The 21,356-nt window shown below is 49.6% G+C and carries 20 protein-coding genes and 1 tRNA gene; 17 read left to right on the top strand and 4 right to left on the bottom strand.

What is annotated here, in order from left to right; all coding sequences use genetic code 11:
- Positions 1-105 precede the first annotated feature (105 nt).
- The gene (polA, locus tag H8D24_02000) at positions 106-2,814 is read left to right on the top strand and encodes a DNA polymerase I (protein MBC8519170.1); all 2,709 of its coding nucleotides are present in this window, start codon (positions 106-108) and stop codon (positions 2,812-2,814) included.
- Between the two features lie 23 nt (positions 2,815-2,837).
- Here polA and H8D24_01995 read toward each other — a convergent pair whose 3' ends face one another.
- Positions 2,838-3,428, bottom strand: coding sequence for a YihA family ribosome biogenesis GTP-binding protein (locus H8D24_01995; protein MBC8519169.1), 591 nt, complete (start codon positions 3,426-3,428; stop codon positions 2,838-2,840).
- A 234-nt stretch (positions 3,429-3,662) separates the two neighbouring features.
- Here H8D24_01995 and H8D24_01990 point away from each other — a divergent pair, with 234 nt between their 5' ends.
- From H8D24_01990 to H8D24_01970, 5 genes are all read left to right on the top strand, one after another.
- A complete protein-coding gene (locus H8D24_01990) occupies positions 3,663-4,718 on the top strand; it encodes a c-type cytochrome (GenBank protein ID MBC8519168.1) in 1,056 nt (351 codons plus the stop codon).
- 125 nt (positions 4,719-4,843) lie between these two features.
- On the top strand, positions 4,844-5,488 hold the full coding sequence (locus tag H8D24_01985; protein MBC8519167.1) for a thiol:disulfide interchange protein DsbA/DsbL: 645 nt from the start codon (positions 4,844-4,846) through the stop codon (positions 5,486-5,488).
- Positions 5,489-5,495: 7 nt separating this feature from the next.
- On the top strand, positions 5,496-6,485 hold the full coding sequence (gene birA / locus H8D24_01980) for a bifunctional biotin--[acetyl-CoA-carboxylase] ligase/biotin operon repressor BirA (protein ID MBC8519166.1): 990 nt from the start codon (positions 5,496-5,498) through the stop codon (positions 6,483-6,485).
- Positions 6,482-7,237 carry a type III pantothenate kinase gene (locus H8D24_01975; protein ID MBC8519165.1) on the top strand — a complete coding sequence of 252 codons (756 nt, stop codon included), beginning with the start codon at positions 6,482-6,484 and terminating at the stop codon, positions 7,235-7,237. Before birA ends, H8D24_01975 begins: the two co-directional genes overlap by 4 nt.
- Before the next feature lie 13 nt (positions 7,238-7,250).
- Positions 7,251-7,326 (top strand) — tRNA-Thr (locus H8D24_01970).
- An 89-nt stretch (positions 7,327-7,415) separates the two neighbouring features.
- Here the strand turns inward: H8D24_01970 and H8D24_01965 are convergent.
- A complete protein-coding gene (locus tag H8D24_01965) occupies positions 7,416-8,072 on the bottom strand; it encodes an alpha/beta fold hydrolase (protein ID MBC8519164.1) in 657 nt (218 codons plus the stop codon).
- 5 nt (positions 8,073-8,077) lie between these two features.
- Between H8D24_01965 and H8D24_01960 the strand changes: the two genes are divergently transcribed.
- The 11 genes from H8D24_01960 (at position 8,078) to H8D24_01910 (ending at position 17,446) form a co-directional block, all read left to right on the top strand.
- On the top strand, positions 8,078-8,458 hold the full coding sequence (locus tag H8D24_01960) for a hypothetical protein (protein MBC8519163.1): 381 nt from the start codon (positions 8,078-8,080) through the stop codon (positions 8,456-8,458).
- Positions 8,459-8,466: 8 nt separating this feature from the next.
- Positions 8,467-9,723, top strand: coding sequence for a diaminopimelate decarboxylase (lysA, locus tag H8D24_01955; protein MBC8519162.1), 1,257 nt, complete (start codon positions 8,467-8,469; stop codon positions 9,721-9,723).
- Positions 9,724-9,735: 12 nt separating this feature from the next.
- Positions 9,736-10,566, top strand: a complete 831-nt coding sequence (dapF, locus tag H8D24_01950) for a diaminopimelate epimerase (protein MBC8519161.1) — start codon at positions 9,736-9,738, stop codon at positions 10,564-10,566.
- Positions 10,563-11,234 carry a DUF484 family protein gene (locus H8D24_01945; protein MBC8519160.1) on the top strand — a complete coding sequence of 224 codons (672 nt, stop codon included), beginning with the start codon at positions 10,563-10,565 and terminating at the stop codon, positions 11,232-11,234. The genes dapF and H8D24_01945 overlap by 4 nt, the downstream gene beginning before the upstream one ends.
- Positions 11,235-11,250: 16 nt before the next feature.
- Positions 11,251-12,165: a tyrosine recombinase XerC gene (gene xerC / locus H8D24_01940; protein MBC8519159.1), complete on the top strand. Its 915-nt coding sequence runs from the start codon at positions 11,251-11,253 to the stop codon at positions 12,163-12,165.
- Between the two features lie 70 nt (positions 12,166-12,235).
- Positions 12,236-12,781, top strand: a complete 546-nt coding sequence (gene hslV, locus H8D24_01935; GenBank protein MBC8519158.1) for an ATP-dependent protease subunit HslV — start codon at positions 12,236-12,238, stop codon at positions 12,779-12,781.
- 5 nt (positions 12,782-12,786) lie between these two features.
- A complete protein-coding gene (gene hslU / locus H8D24_01930) occupies positions 12,787-14,121 on the top strand; it encodes an ATP-dependent protease ATPase subunit HslU (GenBank protein MBC8519157.1) in 1,335 nt (444 codons plus the stop codon).
- A gap of 85 nt (positions 14,122-14,206) precedes the next feature.
- Positions 14,207-14,596, top strand: coding sequence for a DUF971 domain-containing protein (locus H8D24_01925; GenBank protein MBC8519156.1), 390 nt, complete (start codon positions 14,207-14,209; stop codon positions 14,594-14,596).
- A gap of 13 nt (positions 14,597-14,609) precedes the next feature.
- Positions 14,610-15,356 (top strand): bifunctional demethylmenaquinone methyltransferase/2-methoxy-6-polyprenyl-1,4-benzoquinol methylase UbiE, encoded by a 747-nt coding sequence (gene ubiE / locus H8D24_01920; GenBank protein MBC8519155.1) that lies wholly within the window; start codon positions 14,610-14,612, stop codon positions 15,354-15,356.
- A gap of 3 nt (positions 15,357-15,359) precedes the next feature.
- A complete protein-coding gene (gene ubiB, locus H8D24_01915) occupies positions 15,360-17,015 on the top strand; it encodes a ubiquinone biosynthesis regulatory protein kinase UbiB (protein ID MBC8519154.1) in 1,656 nt (551 codons plus the stop codon).
- Positions 17,015-17,446 carry a YcgN family cysteine cluster protein gene (locus H8D24_01910; GenBank protein MBC8519153.1) on the top strand — a complete coding sequence of 144 codons (432 nt, stop codon included), beginning with the start codon at positions 17,015-17,017 and terminating at the stop codon, positions 17,444-17,446. The genes ubiB and H8D24_01910 overlap by 1 nt, the downstream gene beginning before the upstream one ends.
- On the opposite strand, the gene H8D24_01905 is transcribed toward H8D24_01910, so the two are convergent.
- A complete protein-coding gene (locus H8D24_01905) occupies positions 17,443-19,098 on the bottom strand; it encodes a Na/Pi cotransporter family protein (protein MBC8519152.1) in 1,656 nt (551 codons plus the stop codon). The two genes, H8D24_01910 and H8D24_01905, sit on opposite strands and share 4 nt — an antisense overlap.
- Positions 19,099-19,107: 9 nt before the next feature.
- A complete protein-coding gene (locus H8D24_01900) occupies positions 19,108-21,294 on the bottom strand; it encodes a primosomal protein N' (GenBank protein ID MBC8519151.1) in 2,187 nt (728 codons plus the stop codon).
- Between the last annotated feature and the right edge of the window lie 62 nt (positions 21,295-21,356).

Genomic DNA, 21,356 nt, shown 5'->3' with positions numbered 1-21,356 from the left:
CATGAAAAGGGCAGCCCATATGACTTATTCAACGGGCTCTTTATTGGTATGATGATACGACAAATTGACTCAGAGTTCCTGTAGTAACTTATATTTACAACCCTTATGACACAATCTCCGCAACTGATCCTGGTGGACGGATCATCTTATCTATACAGAGCTTTTCATGCACTGCCACCTCTTGCCAACTCCAAAGGCCAGCCAACCGGTGCTGTCTACGGTGTAATCAATATGTTGAGAAGTTTGTTGGATGAATATCGGCCACAACAGGTTGCAGTTGTATTTGATGCCAAAGGGAAGACTTTTCGTAATGATCTCTATCCACAATACAAGGCAAACAGGCCACCTATGCCGGATGATCTTAGCAGCCAGATTGCCCCACTGCATGCAATCATAGAGGCGCTGGGGCTTCCGTTGATAGTGCACGAAGGGGTGGAGGCTGATGATGTTATTGGGACACTGTCACGGCAGGCTGAGGCTGACAATGTCCCAGTACTGATATCGACCGGAGACAAGGATATGGCTCAGTTGGTTGGACCCGATGTCACCCTGATAAACACCATGACTCACACATTGATGGGGTCAGATGGTGTGGTAGAGAAGTTTGGGGTGCGGCCGGATCAGATAATTGATTATCTGACCCTGGTTGGTGATACCTCGGACAACGTACCAGGGGTATCAAAGGTTGGACCCAAGACAGCGGTGAAGTGGCTTGAGCAGTTTGGTTCTCTGGATGAGATTATTGCCAGGGCTGATGAGGTTGGTGGCAAGGCCGGGGAAAATTTACGCGCTGCTCTTGAGCAACTCCCACTCTCACGTGAATTGGTAACAATTCGTTGTGATATTGATCTGGGGGCCACATATTCTGATCTGGTACCACAAGATCCTGATGAGCATCTGCTACATCAGCTCTACAGCGAAATGGAGTTCAAGCGATGGCTTGCGGATCTCTCGGATAGCAGTGAAAGTCTGCAGGGTGAATCGGCAGATCAGAATTCACAAGCAACCACAGATCTTCTGGTTGATACCATTTTTACCGAGCAACAGTTGGAAGAGTGGATGCAGCGGCTAAAACAGTCAGAGCTTTTTGCAATTGATACAGAGACGACAAGCCTCCGTTCCATGGAGGCAGAGCTTGTAGGGGTGTCGTTTGCAGTTGAGCCCGGACATGCCGCTTATCTTCCCCTGGCACACCATGACCTTGAGTCACCACAACAGTTGAATCGGGAGATAGTTCTGGAGCAGTTGCGCCCTCTCCTGGAGGATCCATCACAGCTCAAGGTTGGGCAAAATCTGAAATATGACGCCACCCTGTTTTTCAACCATGGAGTTCAGTTACGTGGAATTGCCTTCGATACCATGCTCGAGTCATATGTAATTGACAGCAGTGCAACACGCCATGATATGGACTCTCTGGCACTAAAATATCTTGGCCACAAGACAATCTCTTATGAGGAGGTGGCAGGGAAAGGCAAAAAACAGCTCCGATTTGATGATGTTCCTGTCGCGCAGGCGGCCCCATATGCAGCAGAGGATGCAGAAGTGACGCTACGTCTCCATCAGGAGCTATGGCCAAGACTGGAGGGTGAGCAGGAGAGGCTTTTCAGAGAGGTTGAGATGCCTCTGCTGGAGGTGTTATCCAGAGTTGAGCGTAATGGTGTGGCCATTGATGTAGCAATGTTGCAGCGGCAGAGTCAGGAGCTGGCAAAAAGCATACTGGAGATTGAGCAGGAAGCCTTTATTGAGTCTGGTGATGAATTTAACCTCTCCTCACCCAAGCAGATTCAGGCGATTCTTTATGAAAAGCAGGGGTTACCAATATTAAAGAAAACCCCAAAGGGACAGCCCTCTACTGCTGAGGCAGTGCTACAGGAGTTGGCGCAGGACTATCGACTGCCCCAGTTGATTCTGCAGCATCGCAGCATGAGCAAGCTGAAATCAACATATACAGACAAGCTGCCGCAACAGATAAACTCAAGAACCGGAAGAGTTCATACCTCATACCATCAGGCGGTAGCTGTGACAGGAAGGCTATCATCATCTGATCCAAATCTGCAGAACATCCCGATCAGAACCAAAGAGGGAAGACGAATTCGTCAAGCCTTTGTTGCAGGTGAGGGCTATGTGCTGGTGGCAGCTGACTACTCTCAGATTGAACTGCGCATTATGGCCCATCTGTCTGGAGACACGGGGTTGTTGGAGGCGTTTCGTGAAGGGAAGGATATTCATCAAGCTACCGCCTCGGAGGTTTTTGCGGTTGATCCACAACAGGTAACAGCAGATCAGCGTCGTAGCGCAAAAGCTATTAATTTTGGATTAATCTACGGCATGTCGGCATTTGGTCTGGCAAGGCAGCTGGGTATTAGTCGTGGTGCAGCACAAAGTTACATCGATCTCTATTTTGATCGTTATCCAGGAGTAAGGCAGTATATGGATGAGACCCAGGAGAAGGCGCGTGACCAGGGTTATGTGGAGACCTTGTTTGGGCGCAGGCTCTATCTTCCTGATATTACCTCTAAAAATGGTCAGCGCAGACAGTATGCAGAGAGAACAGCAATCAATGCCCCAATGCAGGGGACAGCTGCAGACATTATTAAGCGTGCAATGATTGCTGTTGATGGTGCGCTATTAGAGGATAATCCCACTGCACAAATGATTATGCAGGTTCACGATGAGCTGGTATTTGAGGTAGAGAGCGACAAGCGTGATTTGCTAATCTCTATGGTGCGAAAGAAGATGGAGACAGCAGCAGTTCTGGATGTGCCGCTGATAGTTGATATTGGTAGCGGACCAAACTGGGATGATGCACACTAAGTTTTCTCTGATTTTTTGCTCTTTTACTCTGTTAGCCACCCCAGGATAATTCTGCGGGCCTCATCCACCCCCGCCCCCTTGGTAGCAGAAAAGATCTGTGCAGTAACACCGGGAAATTCATGATCGATGATTTTTTGCACCTTCAGTAGAGAGTTCATTGCTGCCCCACGCTTTAGCTTGTCAGCCTTGGTGAGCAGGATATGGAGTGGAAAACCACTCCAGCGACTCCACTCTACCATCTGTCGGTCATTATCAGTCATGGGATGACGAATATCCATAAGGACGATAACTCCACGCAGCGCCTCACGTTCTCGCAGGTATTTCCCTAGATCCTGCTGCCACTGTTGGCGCACCTTGAGAGGAACTTTGGCAAACCCATAGCCAGGTAGATCCACTAGATTGTGATGTTCATCCAGCGAAAAAAAGTTGATTAGCTGGGTGCGTCCCGGGGTTTTACTTGTTCTGGCCAGACCATTGATGCCGGTTAGGCGGTTGAGGGCGCTGGATTTGCCAGCGTTGGAGCGTCCAGCAAATGCAACCTCGGCAATACTCCCTTGTGGACAACGAGAGAGGTTTGGTGCGCTAGTTAGAAAAGTGGCCTGATTAAGGTTCATACTGTGGATTATACCGGCTGAAGCTTCATCGATTCTGATTGATGAAAGGATAGATATTGCGAGAATAGTTTGAAGTTGGCGTGATTGCGAATATAATGGCTAATTCTATGTGGATTTGTGCGGATATTCCGTTGACCATAACATCTATTTTGCATGTTGTGGATTCGGATGCTGGGCAGGTTTGGGTTTGGTAAGTACAGGGTGTACCTGTTGTTAACAAGAAGGAAAGAATCGATGAAGAAGGCCGTTTTGACGCAAACTTTGGTTGCAGCAGCTGTGCTCGCAATATCTGGAACAGTGATGGCTGGTGGTGATGTTGATGCTGGCAAGGCAAAGGCTGCTGTTTGTGGGGCCTGTCATGGGGCTACCGGCCATGGTAATCCAGCCTTTCCTGATCCTATGAACCCAGGTAAAACAAAGGCAGTTCCTGCTCTGGCAGGACAGAACGCTGGCTATCTTGCAAAACAGATGGAGGATTTCAAGTCAGGCGCACGCAAGGATCTATTGATGACAGGCCAGGCGCTTGGCCTGAGTGATGCAGATATCGCAAACCTGGCAGCATATTATGCAACAGCTGCTGGTGCTGATGGCGGCTCTGTAGATGCAGGGCTTGCAGCCAAGGGTAAGAGCCTCTACCAGGGTGGAGATATGGCACGTGGTGTTACCGCATGTATGGCCTGTCATGGACCAGATGCGGCTGGAAATGACTCCGCAGGTTGGCCTGGGTTGACCGGCCAGCTGGCTGACTATACAACGGCACAGCTTAATGCGTTTGGTTCTGGTGCTCGTTATAACGATCCAAATAGAATGATGCAGGATGTCGCGAGTCGTCTTACAGATGGTGACATCTCTGCGGTAACTGCCTATATTCAATCAATGGATGGAGTAGTGGCTTCTGCCCCTGTAGCCGCTACAACTGCACCAGAGGCGCCTGCACCAGAGGCGCCGGTAGTGGCTGAGACAGTAGCTGCCCCGGCCGCTGCTGCTAAAGAAGCAGCACCCGCTCCTGCAGCTGCTCCAGCTTCCGCGGCAACAGGTGGTGCGGCACTATTCCAGGCAGGCTGTTTCGCATGCCACGGCCCAATGGCTCCCGCACTAAATGCACCTCAGATTGGGGTTAAGGATAATTGGGCCCCAAGACTGGAAAAAGCTGGTGGTCGTGATGGACTGGTTGCCAGTGCAATAGCTGGCGTAGCAGGAACAGCAATGGCGCCAAAAGGTGGTACAGCTTTGAGTGATGCGGAAATTGGAGCAGTTATTGACCATATTATTGCGCAGGCTGGTCTATAGCCAATAATTGGTAGTAAATATAAAAAAAGGCCGCAGATTCTGCGGCCTTTTTTTGTGGAGATAGAGTGAACCCGTTATCATCTGTATGGTCTCAGATTTAGACATTAACAACCGAGGGTGAAGCAATGAAAAATAGATGGATTGCATGGACAGCAATGGTGGTTATGGGGTTTGTAACCGTAACCGCAACAGCGGAAGATTATATGGAAGGTGTTGAGTACACCCGAATTAGCAAGCCTATGCGAACTGTTGCCGAACCGGGAACAATCGAGGTGCGAGAGTATTTCTGGTATGGATGCCCTCACTGCAACAATCTGGAGCCTTTTTTACAGAGATGGCTTGATACAAATCCAAAAAATATAAGCCTTAAAGTGCAGCCAACTATATTTAGAGAGAATTGGGCGCCTGCAGCACAGGCATTCTATACTGCAGGAGTGCTGGGAGTGCTGGATAAGACGCATCATGCAATGTTTGATGCCATTCATAATGACAATAGAAAAAATCTGTTGGGGGATGATCTGGCGATGGAGGTCTTCTTTGAAGAGCATGGAGTTGCACCGGCTGATTTTCGTAAAGCATGGGGTTCATTCAGTGTGCAGTCACGTGTAAAGCAGGCTGTTCGCATGACCAGAAAATCTGGAATCAAGGGGGTTCCTGCGGTGGTTGTGAATGGTAAATACGTGACTGACCCAGGGATTGCAGGTGGATATCGTGAGATGTTCAAAGTGATTGAGTACCTAGTTGCCAAGGAGATGGCATCAAACCACTGAGTGCAGAATGACTCCAATTCAGGAGCAGCTTCTTGAAACGCTCTCGGATGGAGAGCTTCATAGCGGCACAACACTAGGAGATAGTCTTGGGGTTAGCCGTGCAGCAATCTGGAAACAGATCCAGGCTCTGCAATCTATCGGTGTGGAGATCTACTCTGAAAATCGTCATGGGTACAGGCTCTCTGCCCCAGTCACTTTTCTTGATGAGCAGGAGATCAGATCCCGGTTGTCTGTTGAGGCGACACAATGCCTGCCGCATATTGATATGGTATGGAGTTGTGACTCAACCAATAGTGAGCTAATGCGTAACCTCCATGACGGTGCCAGCAGTGGCGCGGTCTTGCTTGCCGAACATCAAGTTGCCGGTAGAGGCAGAAGGGGAAAGGAGTGGGTATCCCCATTTGGTGGAAGCCTCTACCTGTCGCTACTCTGGAAATTTTCTGGAGGGCCAATGGTGTTAAGTGGGCTGGGAATCGTTGTTGGAATTGCTATGGCTACTGTCCTGAACAGGAGCTGGCTCTCCGGGGTTCAGCTTAAATGGCCCAACGATCTATATTTTCAGAATCAGAAGCTTGGCGGCATATTGATTGACCTGGAAGGAGAGTCGGAAGGGCCAACCAGTGCAGTCATTGGCATTGGACTGAATGTTAATGTTTCTCAGGCCGCTGGTGGCAGGATTAAGCAGCCATGGACATCTCTTTCCGAGCAGCTAGATAGTGTTCCATCTCGTAATGAGCTGGCTGCAGCTCTGTTGAATGAGGTTGTTGAGGTATTGAACCGTTTTGAGAGTGAGGGGCTGGAGTCGTTGACACCCGAATGGGATCAGCTAGATATGGTTCGTGATCACCATGTGTTGTTGGAGTTGGAAGGAAAAAGAGTTGCAGGCGTGGCGCGAGGAATTGACCAACTTGGAGCGTTGCTGGTGGAGAGTGGTGGTGCAGTTAGCCGCTATTTTAGTGGCGATGTCTCACTACGTATTCAGCAGAATAAGAGATGAGGGAAGAGAGACACTGGTTATTGATTGATGCAGGGAACAGCAGGGTAAAGCTGGGGTGGGCATTAGTAAGTGGTATTTCTCGATTTGATCTGCTGGATAATGAAAACATAGATTCTCTCCTCCCGGTGATCTTGGGTAAACATATTGCGCCATCCATGGTATGGCTAGCAAATAGTGCTGGAGAACAACGAGAGCAACAAATTAAAAAAATTGTAGAGACATTATGGGGGGTTGATGTGCAATCAATTGGTGCCACAGGGAAGTTTGGTGATGTTAGTAATGGTTACTACAAGCCAGAACAGCTAGGGATAGATCGCTGGCTGGGAATGATTGCGGCCTGGGACAAAATTCACGGAGCATTCTGTCTTGTGGACTGTGGAACTGCAGTAACAATTGACCTTGTTGATGGAGAAGGTAACCATCAAGGAGGCATTATTACTCCTGGCATTGGAGCAAGTTCGCGGGAATTAGCAGCAAAAGCCCGACATTTACCGTCTAATCAACTGTATTCTGAGACTTTTCCTCTGGGAAGAAGTACAGAAGAGGGGTTGCGAATGGATAGAGATGGTTCTGTAGATAGTGTGGACAGTGCCATAGCTGATATCTTGTCTCGGAACAAAAATGTGGCATTAATGGTTACCGGAGGGGATGCCTGGCAGATACATGAGAGCTCACGCTTTAGGTTTAAAGATGATCCAAATCTTGTTTTGGATGGGCTATTTTTGGTTGCCAACTCTGCGATCTCCCAGTAAAATGCGCGCTCTTGCCGCTATAGCTCAGCTGGTAGAGCAACGCACTTGTAATGCGTAGGTCCGGAGTTCGAATCCTCGTGGCGGCACCATAAAGATACTGTATACATACCAGCTTACAGTGGACAGATAAAAGGGTTGTCTCGTCATGAGATGACCCTTTTTCTTTGTAGGCAACACCCTACAGGCGGCCCTGAATAAAGTTGCTGATTTCGTTAATCTCCTCAGCACAAACAGCATGCTCCATCACGTATTGATGCCACTTGGCTATGTATCCTTTTTCCTCTAGCCACGATTTTGCAGACTCTCCAGCAGAATACGGGACTACAGGGTCGTTTACCCCATGTGCAAAAAAAATGGTAGCGGGATGTTTATTGTTGGCTGACGGGATTTTTTCAGGGTATGGAAGGTATGTTGAGAGGGCCATCACTCCGGCAAGTTGTTGTGGATGGCGCAGAGCACTATGTAGCGCGATGACGCCTCCCTGAGAGAAACCAGCGAGCAAAATATTTCCGGGCAATATTCCTGACTCCACCTCCTTGTCAATCAACTGGCTAATTGATTCAACGGAAGATTCTATCCCTTCAATATCTCCCCGTTTACCAAAATCAAAACTGGTGATGTCATACCAGCCACGCATAACCATTCCATCATTTACGGTGATTGGGCGCTCTGGAGCATGGGGAAAGATAAAACGAATGGCGTGATCTATGGGCAGCTCCAGCATTGGAAGCACACTCTCAAAATCATGACCATCTGCCCCAAGCCCATGAAGCCATATAACGGTTGAGGATGCTTTTGAGGGGGGTTCAATAGTGATATGAGAGATGGTTTCCATGGGTTATGAAGTTTATACTTATCGCCATGAATATGAAAAAGTTATCTATGGCGTTGTTGTCGATTTGGGTGGTGACCATACTTTCTGGTTGCGGGCAGGCAGGTGATCTTTATCTGCCGGATGATATTCGTGCAGAGAAGTTGGAGCAACAGGCTACAAAGGCATCATCAGTAAAGGCACAACAGTTACGTGACGAGGCTACACGCCTTCGTCAGCGTCATCAGGAGATGGCGGAGTTACGTACCAGACTGAGCAGTCTGGAGCAGGAAGAGAGCTCTCTGCGAGAGAGCAAGAAGATTGAGGCGGCAGACGAGACACTTAAGGAGATCAATAAGATTCGTTACCGCCTTGGAACCCTGATTCTGGAACAGCATCGCGCTCAATAGCAAAAAACATGAACTCATTTTTTGAACAACGTGAGGGTATTCTCTATGCAGAATCACTCTCTATGAAAACTCTTGCGGAAGATTATGGTACCCCACTATTTGTCTACTCCGAGAATGCAATTCGTGCTCAGTGGCAGGCATTTGAGAATGGATTTAATGGTGAAGAGCATCTGGTCTGTTTTGCGGTAAAGGCAAACTCCAACCTTGCGGTATTGGCATTGCTGGCAAGCATGGGTGCAGGTTTCGATATTGTCTCGGTTGGAGAGTTGGAGCGTGTATTAAAGGCTGGTGGGGATGCCGGAAAAGTGGTGTTTTCTGGTGTTGGAAAGCGTGATGATGAGATTAAACGGGCGCTGGAAGCAGGTATTCTCTGCTTTAATATAGAGTCTGAGGCAGAGCTGGAGCGGGTAAATCGAGTTGCTGGTGACATGGGTATGTGTGCCCCAATATCATTGCGGGTCAATCCTGATGTGGATGCTGGTACTCACCCATATATCTCAACAGGGCTCCGGTCCAATAAATTTGGTATAACTATCGATCATGCACGTGAGGTCTATAGGCTTGCTGCAACCCTGTCTAATCTTAAAATTATGGGTATTGATTGCCATATTGGATCACAGCTAACAGAGCTCTCTCCATTTGAGGATGCGCTTGATCGAGTGTTGCTGCTGGTAGATCAGCTTGGTGAGGATGGTATTAACTTGCACCATATCGATGTGGGTGGTGGACTGGGGATTGACTACAATCATGATAATCCACCATCTCCTGAATCCTATGTAAGAGCAGTGACAGAAAAACTGGATGGCAGGGATCTTGAGATCATAATGGAGCCTGGTCGGGCCATGGTCGGAAATAGCGGGGTGATGCTGACCAAAGTGGAATTTATAAAAGAGGGTGAGGAGAAGAATTTCTGTATTGTGGACGGAGCAATGAATGATCTGATTCGGCCAGCCCTCTATAGTGCATGGCAGAATATCGTACCGGTTGAGGAGCGCACCTCTGGTAAAAAGAGTATCTATGATGTTGTGGGCCCGATCTGTGAGACTGGAGACTTTCTGGGGAAGGATCGTGAACTGAATGTGGAGTCAGGTGATCTGCTTGCAGTAATGTCATCCGGGGCTTATGGTTTTGTCATGAGTTCAACCTATAATTCTCGTCCACGTGCTGCAGAGGTGATGGTCTCTGGTGAGAGAGCCGTCGTAGTGAGAGACCGAGAAACCATTGAGTCGCTATATGCTGGTGAGCATATTCCAGATAGTTTCTGAGGAGGGGCTGAGATGAGACTGCGTTTTACAAAAATGCACGGTTTGGGCAATGATTTTGTTGTAATCAATGCGGTCAGCGAGCCTTTTGAGCCAACGTCAGAGCAGGTTCGTTTTCTTGCAGATCGTAATTTTGGGGTCGGATGTGATCAGTTGTTGTTGGTTGAGCCGGCACAGAGTGAGGGGGCTGATTTTCGGTATCGTATCTGGAATGCTGATGGTGGAGAGGTAGAGCAGTGTGGGAATGGTGCTCGCTGTTTTGCCCGTTTTGTTCGTGACCAGGGGCTAACCAATAAAGACGAGATTGTTGTCGAGACGGCCAGTGGCATCATTACACTCAAGCTTCAGGATAATGGATGGGTAACAGTTAATATGGGCCCTCCAATTCTTACACCATCAGATATCCCGTTTGTAGCTGATGAGCAGGCGGACACATATGACATTGAGGTAGATGGTGATGTTCTCAAGGTGGGCGTACTATCCATGGGGAATCCACATGTGGTACTTGCCGTTGATGAGCTGGAGGATGCGACAGTTAATAGGTTGGGGCCGCTACTGGAGTCACATGAACGTTTCCCGCAGCGGGTAAATGTTGGTTTCATGCGGGTAGTTAGCCCTTCAGAGATTCATCTGAGAGTGTATGAGAGGGGCACCGGAGAGACCATGGCTTGTGGTACCGGTGCATGTGCAGCAGTTGTAACTGGTATAGTACAGGGCAAGCTGAGCAGTGAGGTTAAGGTTGGTTTGAGAGGCGGAGAACTCTCTGTAAGATGGATGGGTGGTGATGCTCCAGTTATGATGACGGGGCCGGCAGAAACAGTATTTGAGGGTGTAATTGAGTTATGAGTCAACATGAATCAGTTAGTCATGAAGAGATTCATGCTGTTAGCGGTGACGATGTTGCTGCCTATCTAGAGCAACATAACGACTTTTTTATAGACTATCCAGAGCTATTGAATAAGATTAATGTGCCTCATCAAAGTGGGGCTGCAGTATCTCTGATTGAGCGCCAGGTTGGGCAGTTGAGAAAGGAAAATGGCCGTCTCAATAATGAGATCAACACCCTGATTCATGTTGCGCGCGAAAATGATGCTCTTAGTGAAAACATGCATCGTCTTACTCTTGAGCTGTTGAATTGCGAGAGTCGTGATGGAATTGTGGCCTCGCTGTATGAGAGTCTACGGGACCATTTTGGGATTGAGCAGGTGGTGATTCTGCTTCCACATGCAGAAAATGAGCAGACACATAAACTGTTTGAGTCACTGCTTCAAGACAGTGTCCCATTTTGCGGTCAGTTGGATGAAGAGCAGCGTGAAAGTATCTTTGGAGATGATTTGGAGCATGGCGCATCAGTTGCCTTGCTGCCTCTCGGAGAGTTTGGGGGGCAGGGGTTGATAGCATTGGGGAGTGCTGACCAGCAGTATTATCACGAAAAGATGGGGACTCATTTCCTGGTACAGCTTGCATCGCTGGTTAGTACGGCACTACGTCACTGTGACGGTGAGCAGCAATAACGATCTGGAGAGCTGGATCGAGCGCTTTCTGAATCATCTTCAGAATGAGCGCAGACTTTCACCAAACAGCCTGAAGGCATATAGCAGGGACCTATCCCATTTTCGTAGCCATATTGAGAAGCGTGGCGACAGATTCCTTGAGTTAACATCGCATCACCTGAGGGATTTTGTGGCACAGCGCCACCGTAGTGGAGCTGCCAGTCGAACCATCCAGAGAAATCTTTCAGCAGTTCGAACTTTTTACCGCTACCTGCTGCGTGAACAGGGGATTGATTACAATCCGGCAGCCGGGGTCTCGGCACCCAAGGGTGATCACCCTCTTCCGACAACACTTGATGTTGATCAGATGGATAGTCTATTGGCCTTTAGTGAAGATGATCCACTGTCAATTCGTGACCATGCAATGTTTGAGTTGATCTACTCGTCCGGGCTTCGTCTCTCTGAGCTCGCCGGTGTGGACTGCAGGGATATCAGTCTTGATGATGCAACTATTCGGGTTTTAGGCAAGGGGAGCAAAGAGCGTGTACTGCCAGTTGGAGGGGTTGCACAGCAGGCTATTCAGCAGTGGATGCGGATTCGTCAACAGATGGTTGATAAAGATGAGCAGGCACTTTTCGTCACTCAACGTGGTAAACGTATAGCTGTGCGGACAATTCAGCAACGCCTGGAGAAGCTTGCCAGAAAGAGGGGTATGGATCGCCGGGTACATCCACATATGTTGCGCCACTCATTTGCCAGCCACCTGCTTGAATCCAGCGGAAATCTGCGAGCTGTCCAGGAGATGCTTGGACATGAGAACATCAGTACTACACAAATTTACACCCATCTTGATTTTCAGCACCTGGCAGCGGTTTATGATCAGGCTCACCCAAGAGCCAAACAGAAAAGCAGTGATGGCAGGTTTTCCCCTGCCAAGCGTAAAGATATGTAATCTCAAAAATGCCGATGACAGCAGTTTGCGGTAGAATCCAACTCCTTTTTTGAAAATTCTGGAAAAGATCATGGATCAATACCACGGAACAACTATTCTCTGCGTGCGGCGTGACAATCATGTTGTGCTTGGTGGTGATGGACAGGTGTCTATGGGCAATACGGTGATGAAGGGCAATGCTCGCAAGATTCGTCGTCTCTATCATGACAAGGTTATTGCAGGATTTGCCGGCGGCACTGCGGATGCCTTTACCTTGATTGAGCGTTTTGAAGGAAAATTGGAGAAGTATTCCGGGCATATGATTCGTTCTGCTGTTGAGCTAGCCAAGGATTGGAGAACCGACCGCATGTTACGCAAACTGGAAGCACTGCTGCTGGTTGCAGACGAGAATGAAACCCTGGTGATAACCGGAAATGGTGATGTTATTGAGCCTGAGCATGGTGCAGTTGCCATTGGATCTGGCGGCCACTATGCGCTCTCTGCTGCACGCGCATTGTTGGAAAACAGTGAGATGGGGGCGCAGGAAATTGTTGAAAAGAGTATGGGTATTGCGGCAGATATCTGTGTATTTACCAACCGAAGCTTGGTCACGGAAGAGTTAGGTGATAAGGATTAATAGAGATGAATGAGTTGACTCCAAGAGAGATCGTTTCCGAATTGGATAAACATATTATTGGACAGGATGCAGCCAAGCGTGCAGTAGCTATTGCCTTGCGCAATCGCTGGCGCAGAATGCAGGTTAGTGAGGAGTTGCGTTACGAGATTACCCCAAAAAACATTCTTATGATTGGTCCTACAGGGGTGGGAAAAACTGAGATAGCGCGCCGCCTGGCACGCCTTGCCAACGCTCCATTTATAAAGATTGAGGCAACAAAATTCACCGAAGTTGGTTATGTTGGGCGCGATGTTGAGTCGATTATACGCGATCTTGCAGATATCTCCATTAAAAACGTGCGAGAGAGTGCGGTTGAGTCTGTTCGTTCCAGGGCTGAGGATGCGGCTGAGGAGAGAGTATTGGATGCGCTGCTGCCACCAGTAAAGAGCAGGGGGGCAGCATCTGAACAGGAAGAGGAGGAGTCTCCAACACGCCAGAAGTTTCGCAAAAAGTTAAGAGAGGGTGACCTCGATGACAAGGAGATTGAGATTGAGGTATCTGCTCCTGCAGTAGGGGTAGAGATCATGGGTCCTCCAGGGATGGAGGATATGACTTCACAACTACAGGGCATGTTCCAGAATATGGGCAATAAACCACCAAAAGCCAAGAAGATGCGCGTTGCAGAGGCTCTGAAGATATTGGTGGAGGAAGAGTCACACAAGATGGTCGATGAGGAGGAGATTAAGTCACAGGCTATCAATAGTGTGGAGCAGAATGGCATTGTCTTTCTTGATGAGATTGATAAGGTGGCCAGGCGTAGTGAGGAGCAGAGTGGTGGAGAGGTTTCACGAGAGGGGGTGCAGCGTGACCTGTTGCCGTTAGTGGAAGGAAGTACTGTCAGCACAAAGTATGGGATGATCAAGACCGACCATATTCTATTCATCGCCTCGGGAGCATTCCACCTCTCAAAACCATCTGATCTGATTCCAGAGTTGCAGGGACGTCTGCCGATCAGGGTTGAGCTCTCTGCCTTGAGCGTGGAGGACTTCAAGCTTATTCTCTCTGCGACAGATGCGTCTCTGACCGAACAGTACACAGCATTGATGGAGACAGATGGTGTTGACCTCAGGTTTGAGGATGCTGGGATTCATAGAATTGCAGAGTTCTCATGGCAGGTAAATGAGCGTACAGAAAATATTGGAGCAAGGCGGCTCCATACAGTTATGGAGCGTCTGCTGGAGGAGATCTCCTTTGAGGCGACTGACCATTCAGAAGAGACGGTTGTGGTTGATGCAGATTATGTGGACCACCATTTGTCAGAGCTTGCTGCAGATGAGGACCTGAGTCGTTATATACTGTAGTGGATATGTAATGGCGTAGTGGTCAGGATTAGAGGAGTTTTATAAAGATCAGAGCTTATCTGGTCAATGGAGATAACAAGAGATTATGAGTGAACAGACACATCAGATACCTACAGAGATTCGTTATGACAGGGAGTCTCGAGTATTGACCTTAAGTTATGATGATGGGAAATCATGGGACTACACAGCAGAGTATCTGCGGGTCTACTCCCCTTCTGCAGAGGTGCGCGGACATGCACCAGGCGAGGAGATTTTGCAGGTAGGCAAGGTTGACGTTGCCATCGACAAGATTGATCCTGTTGGCCACTATGCAGTTTCGCTCAAATTTGATGATGGCCATGATACAGGTATCTACTCATGGGACTGGCTATATCAGCTGGGAGAGAAGATGGATGAGTATTGGCAGGACTACCTTGACAGGCTTGAGGCAGAGGGAATTGAGCGCAAGACAACAGCAGAGCGCATGGCCACCTGATTGGGAGAATATCATGAACGAAAAGACTACCCATTTTGGTTACGAGGATGTCGCTGTTGGTGAAAAGGCCAAGCGTGTTCGTGGAGTCTTTGATTCAGTTGTTGATAAATATGACCTGATGAATGACCTGATGTCGATGGGGGTTCATCGTCTCTGGAAAAAATTCACTATCGAGATGAGTGGTGCTCGAGAGGGGCAGGAGATTCTGGATCTGGCCGGAGGTACTGGTGATCTCTCCCTGCAGTTTTCAAAAATTGTCGGCCCCAAGGGAAGAGTTGTGCTCTCTGATATTAACGCAAGCATGCTGGTAAAGGGGCGTGACCGTCTTATCAATGAGGGCGTTCTTGGTAATGTGGAGTATGTACAGATCAATGCTGAAGAGATCCCATTCCCCGAGAACAGTTTTGACTGTATCACCATCTCTTTTGGTCTGCGCAATGTTACCGACAAGAGCAAGGCACTACGCTCGATATACCGGGCTCTGAAGCCGGGCGGTAGATTGCTGGTATTGGAGTTTTCCAAGCCAACAGACGAGAAATTGAAATCAGTCTATGATTTTTATTCATTCAAGATCCTGCCATTTATAGGCAAGGTTGTTGCCAATGATGAGAGTAGTTACAAATATCTGGCAGAGTCAATTCGTATGCACCCTGATCAAGACTCATTGCGAGGCATGATGGACGAGGCAGGGTTTGATCGTACCGAATATTTTAATATGACTGGCGGTATTGTGGCCCTGCATCGCGGGGTCAAGAAATAGCATATGGTTGGGGCTCGCCATCTAGTGCGGCTACTGGTGATTCAGCGTGTTTTGGCACGTCATAGGCTGGATGAGATTATTCTGGCTATTCATCTCTTTCGTCCATTCCGTTTTCTGCTCTACCTCTCCCCATTTTACTGGTTAAGAAGGGATCGTAGCCCCGCAGTTGACGCGGTCAAGGGTGAGAGGATTCGTCGAGCACTTGAGGATCTTGGTCCAGTCTTTGTGAAACTTGGACAGATGTTCTCAACCCGACGAGACCTGTTGCCGGATGATATTGCAGATGAGTTGACCAAACTGCAGGATGCAGTTCCTCCATTCCCAGGATCAGAGGCAAAGGATATTGTTGCAACGGCGCTGGGCGGCCCGCTAGAGAACTTCTTTGAGAGTTTTGATGAGACACCACTGGCCTCTGCTTCCATAGCGCAGGTCCATGCTGCACGCACCCATGATGGCAGAGATGTGGTAGTTAAGGTGGTGCGGCCTGATATTGAGGCTAGAATCAGGCAGGATCTGGGGCTGGCAAAACAGATGGCTTCTCTGGCAGAACGCTACTGGTCTGAAGGACGACGTCTTCACCTCAAACATATTGTTGCAGACTATGAGCAGATCATTCTGGACGAGCTCGACATGATGCGTGAGGCAGCCAATCTCTCGCAAGTGCGACGCAACTTTGCAGATGGAGAGTCGGTACTGACCGTTCCAGAGCCGGATTGGCAGCTGACCCGAGAGAATATTCTGGTGATGGAGCGGGTTCATGGGATTCCGGTCGGCGATCTGGAGGCTCTGCGCCAACATGGGGTAGACCTCAAGCGACTCTCGGAGTTGGGAGTAGAGATCTTCTTTACCCAGGTATTTCGGGATAACTTTTTCCATGCGGACATGCACCCTGGAAATATTATGGTTGATGTCTCTGATCCGGCACAGCCTGGATATGTCGCAGTTGATTTCGGAATCATGGGTAGCCTGACTGAGGATGATCAGCGCTATCTTGCCGAGAATTTTCTCGCCTTCTTCAATCGTGATTATAAAAAGGTTGCACAGCTCCACCTCGATTCAGGATGGGTGCCGGCAACGGCACAGATTGGCGAATTGGAGTCAGCGTTCCGTAGTGTCTGTGAACCGATATTTGAGCGCCCATTCAGTGAGATCTCATTTGCACTGCTGTTGCTGAAACTGTTCCGTACCGGAAGACGATTCGGGATGGAGGTACAGCCTCAACTGGTGCTGTTGCAGAAGACCCTTCTATATATTGAGGGTCTTGGTAAGCAGTTATATCCGGACCTTGATCTGTGGGCAACAGCCATGCCATTTCTGGAGAACTGGATTCGGCAGCGCAAGGGGTTTGAGGGGTTCAAGCAGAAGGTTCAACAACATGGACCCGAGTTGGTGGAGCAGATACCGGAAATCCCCGGAATGATCTATGAGGTGTTGAAACAGGCCCAGGATGGCAAGCTGGCTTTGGAGTGGAAATCCTCCGAGCTGGAGAAAATTCGTAGTGAGCTCCGTACCAACCGTCACGCACTCTACAGCGCAATTGCCGGTGGCAGCATGTTGATTACCAGTGCCCTGTTATTGAATTTCGGCTACCTGACAACAGGAACGGTACTGGCAGCGATAAGTGCCATCGTGTTGCTTAGATCCTGGCCAGAAAAATAGTGCGAGAACGTTTCTGGGAGCACTACCCCCTGGCCGAGTTGACCTCGGATGAGTGGGAGTCTCTCTGCGATGGCTGTGCCCGTTGTTGTCTGCAGAAGCTGGAGGATGAGGAGAGTGGCGAGGTCTTCTATACCAGCATTGCCTGCAATCTACTCGATCTTGAGCGGTGTAGTTGTAGCGACTACCCAAACCGTAATATCAACGTACCAAATTGTGTCCACCTGACTGTGGAGAAGACGGCAGAGTTTCACTGGCTCCCATCAACCTGTAGCTACCGCCTGCTACATGAAGGTAAATCACTGCCCGGATGGCACCCCCTGGTTAGTGGTGACCGGGATAGTATCCATGATACGGGTATCTCTATTCGTAGCTTTGCAATGCTGGAACAGGGTGGCGAGGATCTTGAGGAGTATCTGATAGGGGAGCTTTAGGAATCATCCTGTTGTCCATGGTGCGGAATATGACGTGCTATTCGCCTGGCCGCTGTATGGATCTGTTTAAGATGGTCAATAAGGTTATTCTCCAGGGTATAGGCCGCAACCCGATTGGGCTCACTTGCCTGTAGCCGGCGCATCATATGGTGCACGGTGTGCTCCTGAAACTCCTTGATATAGCTCTTCATCTCGATCACCTGAAGGGCGGAATCCGGATCATGATCATGGAATGCCTGTATCGATCGATGTACAGCATTGAGGATATCATGATGGAATGAGGTTAGAAGTTGTTGGGTTGCCTCACTCACCCTGATCAACTCGTCATGACGCAGCAGACCGCCCTGGGTGATGCCCCTCTCGATAATCTCCCCAATGGTCTCAAGTTCATTGGTAACCACCAGACACTGCATCATCTCTGTGGTCTCATGCTCAGTCAGCTCCTGTTTACTGAGGCGGCGCAGATAATCTGTAATCTCCAGCAGTGATATTTTGACCCGTTGCTGTTCCGCTGCCAGGGTGTGGAGCGAGTAGCTGTCTCCGCTCAACGCCTCTGGCATGCTGCGTCGAAGCATGGAGATAACGTGATCTCCCATGACCTCGATCTCACTCTCGGCTGCAGCCAGGGCAAGCGAAGGTGTGGTGAGCAGATCATGCTCCAGGTAATCGGTAGTGGGTTGTCTCTTGTCAGGAACTAGCACCACCAGCAGTTTGACAATCGGCCCGACAAAGCCGATGAAGATCAACATATTCACCACATTGAATAGAGTGTGGGCGTTGGCAATCTGCCTGGGAACCTCTGCGCTTTGCCGTTCCAGTCCGGAGAGTTCCGTATGGATAGGCGAAAACTGCTCTACCCACGACGCCAGATCATCCACAAACAGAAACCAGATCATCACCCCAATAATATTGAAGAGAATATGAAACAGGGCTGCCCGTACCGCCTCGCGCGGCTTGCCGATAGCGGCAATTCCCGCCGTTATACAGGTGCCGATATTTGCCCCGAAGGAGAGGGCGATACCGATAGGCAAGGTGATCAGCCCCTGGGTCGCGAGGATGATAATGATTCCGGTGGTTGCCGAGGAGGACTGAATAAGGGCGGTAAACCCGGCCGCCACAAAAATGGCAATCAGGGGGTTTTCTGCGCTGGTGATAAGCTCAAGAAACCACGGGTTATCTCTCAGTGGGGCCATAGCATCGGACATGATTCCCATCCCGAAGAAGATCATGCCGAGGCCAAATATCAGGGTGCCATAGTTCTTTATGCGTTCATGTTGGGCAAAGAAGAAGAGGGCGAATCCAAACCAGATCATCACCAGCGCCTGTTTGGTAATGTTGAAGGCGATAATCTGTGCGGTGATGGTGGTGCCTATATTGGCTCCCATAATCACCCCCATAGATTGGGTCAGATTCATCAATCCGGCGGTAATGAAACCAACTGTCAATACGGTGGTGACAGATGATGATTGCACGATTGAGGTGACGATGGTGCCGGATAGAACACCGGTAAAACGGTTTGTGGTGAGCTGAGAGAGCAGCAGTTTCATCCGCTCTCCGGCCACAACCTTGAGTGCTGTTGTCAGCTGCTCCAGCCCGAAGAGAAAAATTGCCAGCCCACCAAGAAGATGGGTAGTGATCTGCCATGTCTCCATTGTCACATCTTAAAACATATCGATCGGGTCCACATCCACAGACCAGCGAACTTTTCGCCCCTCTTTGGTTGATTCAATTGCCGGGATCAGTGGGGCCAGCAGTTGATGCAGTGGTTTACGATACGATGATTGCAACAGCAACTGTGCTCGATAGCGCCCGGCCCGTTTCTCCATTGGGGATGGAACAGGCCCGAGGATCTCGACCTGAGAAATGGCATGACCGACAGCCATCTCCCTGACCTGTTGCAGAAAGTGGATGGCAGCCTGCGGCTTTGATGATTCTGCACGAATCAGAGTGAGATGGCTGTATGGGGGAAGTGCAGCCAGTTTGCGTTCAGCCAGGGCCTGTTTTGCAAAATCCGGATACCCTCTCTGTAACAGGGTAAGAAGCAGTGGGTGGTCCGGGTTGTGGGTCTGAATTGCAACCTCACCTCTCATTGATTCTCGCCCCGCACGGCCTGCAACCTGGGTAATCAACTGCCCCATCTGCTCGGTTGCACGAAAATCTGAGCCAAACAGACCGCTATCGGCATCCAGAATGGCAACCAGAGTTACCTTTGGAAAGTGGTGTCCCTTGGCCAGCATCTGTGTACCCAATAGAATCTGGTGATCCCCGGCATGGATCTGTTGCAGCTTCTCATCCATCGATCCTCGCCTACGGGTGGTGTCACGATCAATTCTGGCAACAGAGTGTTCCGGGAATATTTTCTGTAGCGCCTCCTCAATCCTCTCTGTACCTGCGCCAATATCGGTTAATTCATGGCTGCCACATTCAGGGCAGTGGGGTGGTCGAGGCCGTTCCCCGCCGCAATGGTGGCATACCAGCCGATTTTTTTTCTGATGAAATGTGTAGTGAATTTCACAGCGTGGACAGGCCGAGCTCCAGCCACACCCTCTGCAGAAGAGAGTTGGGGCATATCCCCTGCGGTTGAGAAAAATAAGGATCTGTCCATCCTGTTCAAGATGCTCTCTCATCTTTTCAATGAGTGGAGCGGATAGCAGGTGTTCCATCTTTCTCGAGCGCACATCAATCAGGGATATTTCCGGGGGCTTGGCGCCACCGGCACGGCTAGAGAGAAGCAGCTTCCGGTATTTTCCGGACTCGGCGTTATGCAGGCTCTCGAATGATGGAGTGGCACTGCCCAGCAGTACAGGTATACCCTCCTGCTTTCCGCGCAAAATAGCAAGATCCCTGGCAGAGTAGCGAAAGCCCTCGTGCTGCTTGAAGGAGCCGTCATGCTCCTCATCCACAATAATGATCCCCGGAGATTGTAGTGGAACAAAGACCGCAGAGCGGGTACCGATAACGATTTTTGCCTCCCCCGCCCTTGCCGCCAGCCAGTCACCCAGGCGCTCACTGCTGTTGCGCCCGGAGTGGAGCAGTGCAATCGGCAGATCAAAACGCTGTCTGAATCTCTGTACAGTCTGTGGGGTAAGAGAGATCTCCGGCACCAGAACCAGAGCCTGTCTGCCGTCATCAATCACCCTCTGGATGATCTGTAGATAGACCTCAGTCTTGCCGCTACCGGTCACCCCCTCCAGCAGAACCGGCCGGATCGGGTCGTTGCCTGCGCCGTCCATCTGTTTGTGAACCACATCAACCGCCTGCTGCTGCTCACCATTGAGCTGATGCGGGGCATCGGACTCAACTTTTGGTGGTTGGTTATAACCTGCCCTGCTCTCTCTGACTACCAACCCCTTCTTGATCAACTCTCGCATAAAGGTGCTGGAACCAGAGAGCTCTCTCTCCTGTTGCAACCGCTCCAGCAGTTGACGTTGACGAGGGGCACGGCTTAGTGAGTCCAGATCTGTCTGAATTCCCCTCTCAGTAATACGGTAGATAACCTGTTCAGGCTGTTTGGCATACCTCCCCTGTCGCAACGGAACAGGCAGTGCCGTCTCATAGACCTCCCCAATTGCATGGTGATAGTAACTGGCCGACCTCAACAGCAGAGAGTGGAGTGACTCCGGCAGCAGGGGAGCGGAGTCAATAATCTCTGTGACAGGCTTTAGCCTCTCTTCCGGAATATCGGACTTCGCAGTAGTCTCCAGCAGAATACCGATACGCTGTTGTTTCCCGAACGGAACCTTGACACGAATACCTGGACGATACCCACCCACTGAACCACCTGCCGGAGGAAGATAGTCAAATGCTCTTCTGAGAGGAACAGAGAGGATCGCAATACGGAGGATCATAGATTATCAAGTGGGCTCTGAACCCCCTTTCCACCCTGATTCAGCACATGGGTATAGATCAT

It is taken from the genome of Candidatus Thiopontia autotrophica, assembly GCA_014384675.1.
Lineage (GTDB): Bacteria > Pseudomonadota > Gammaproteobacteria.
Note: the sequence above shows the minus strand (reverse complement) of the source record. Positions and strands in the feature narration are given on the sequence as shown.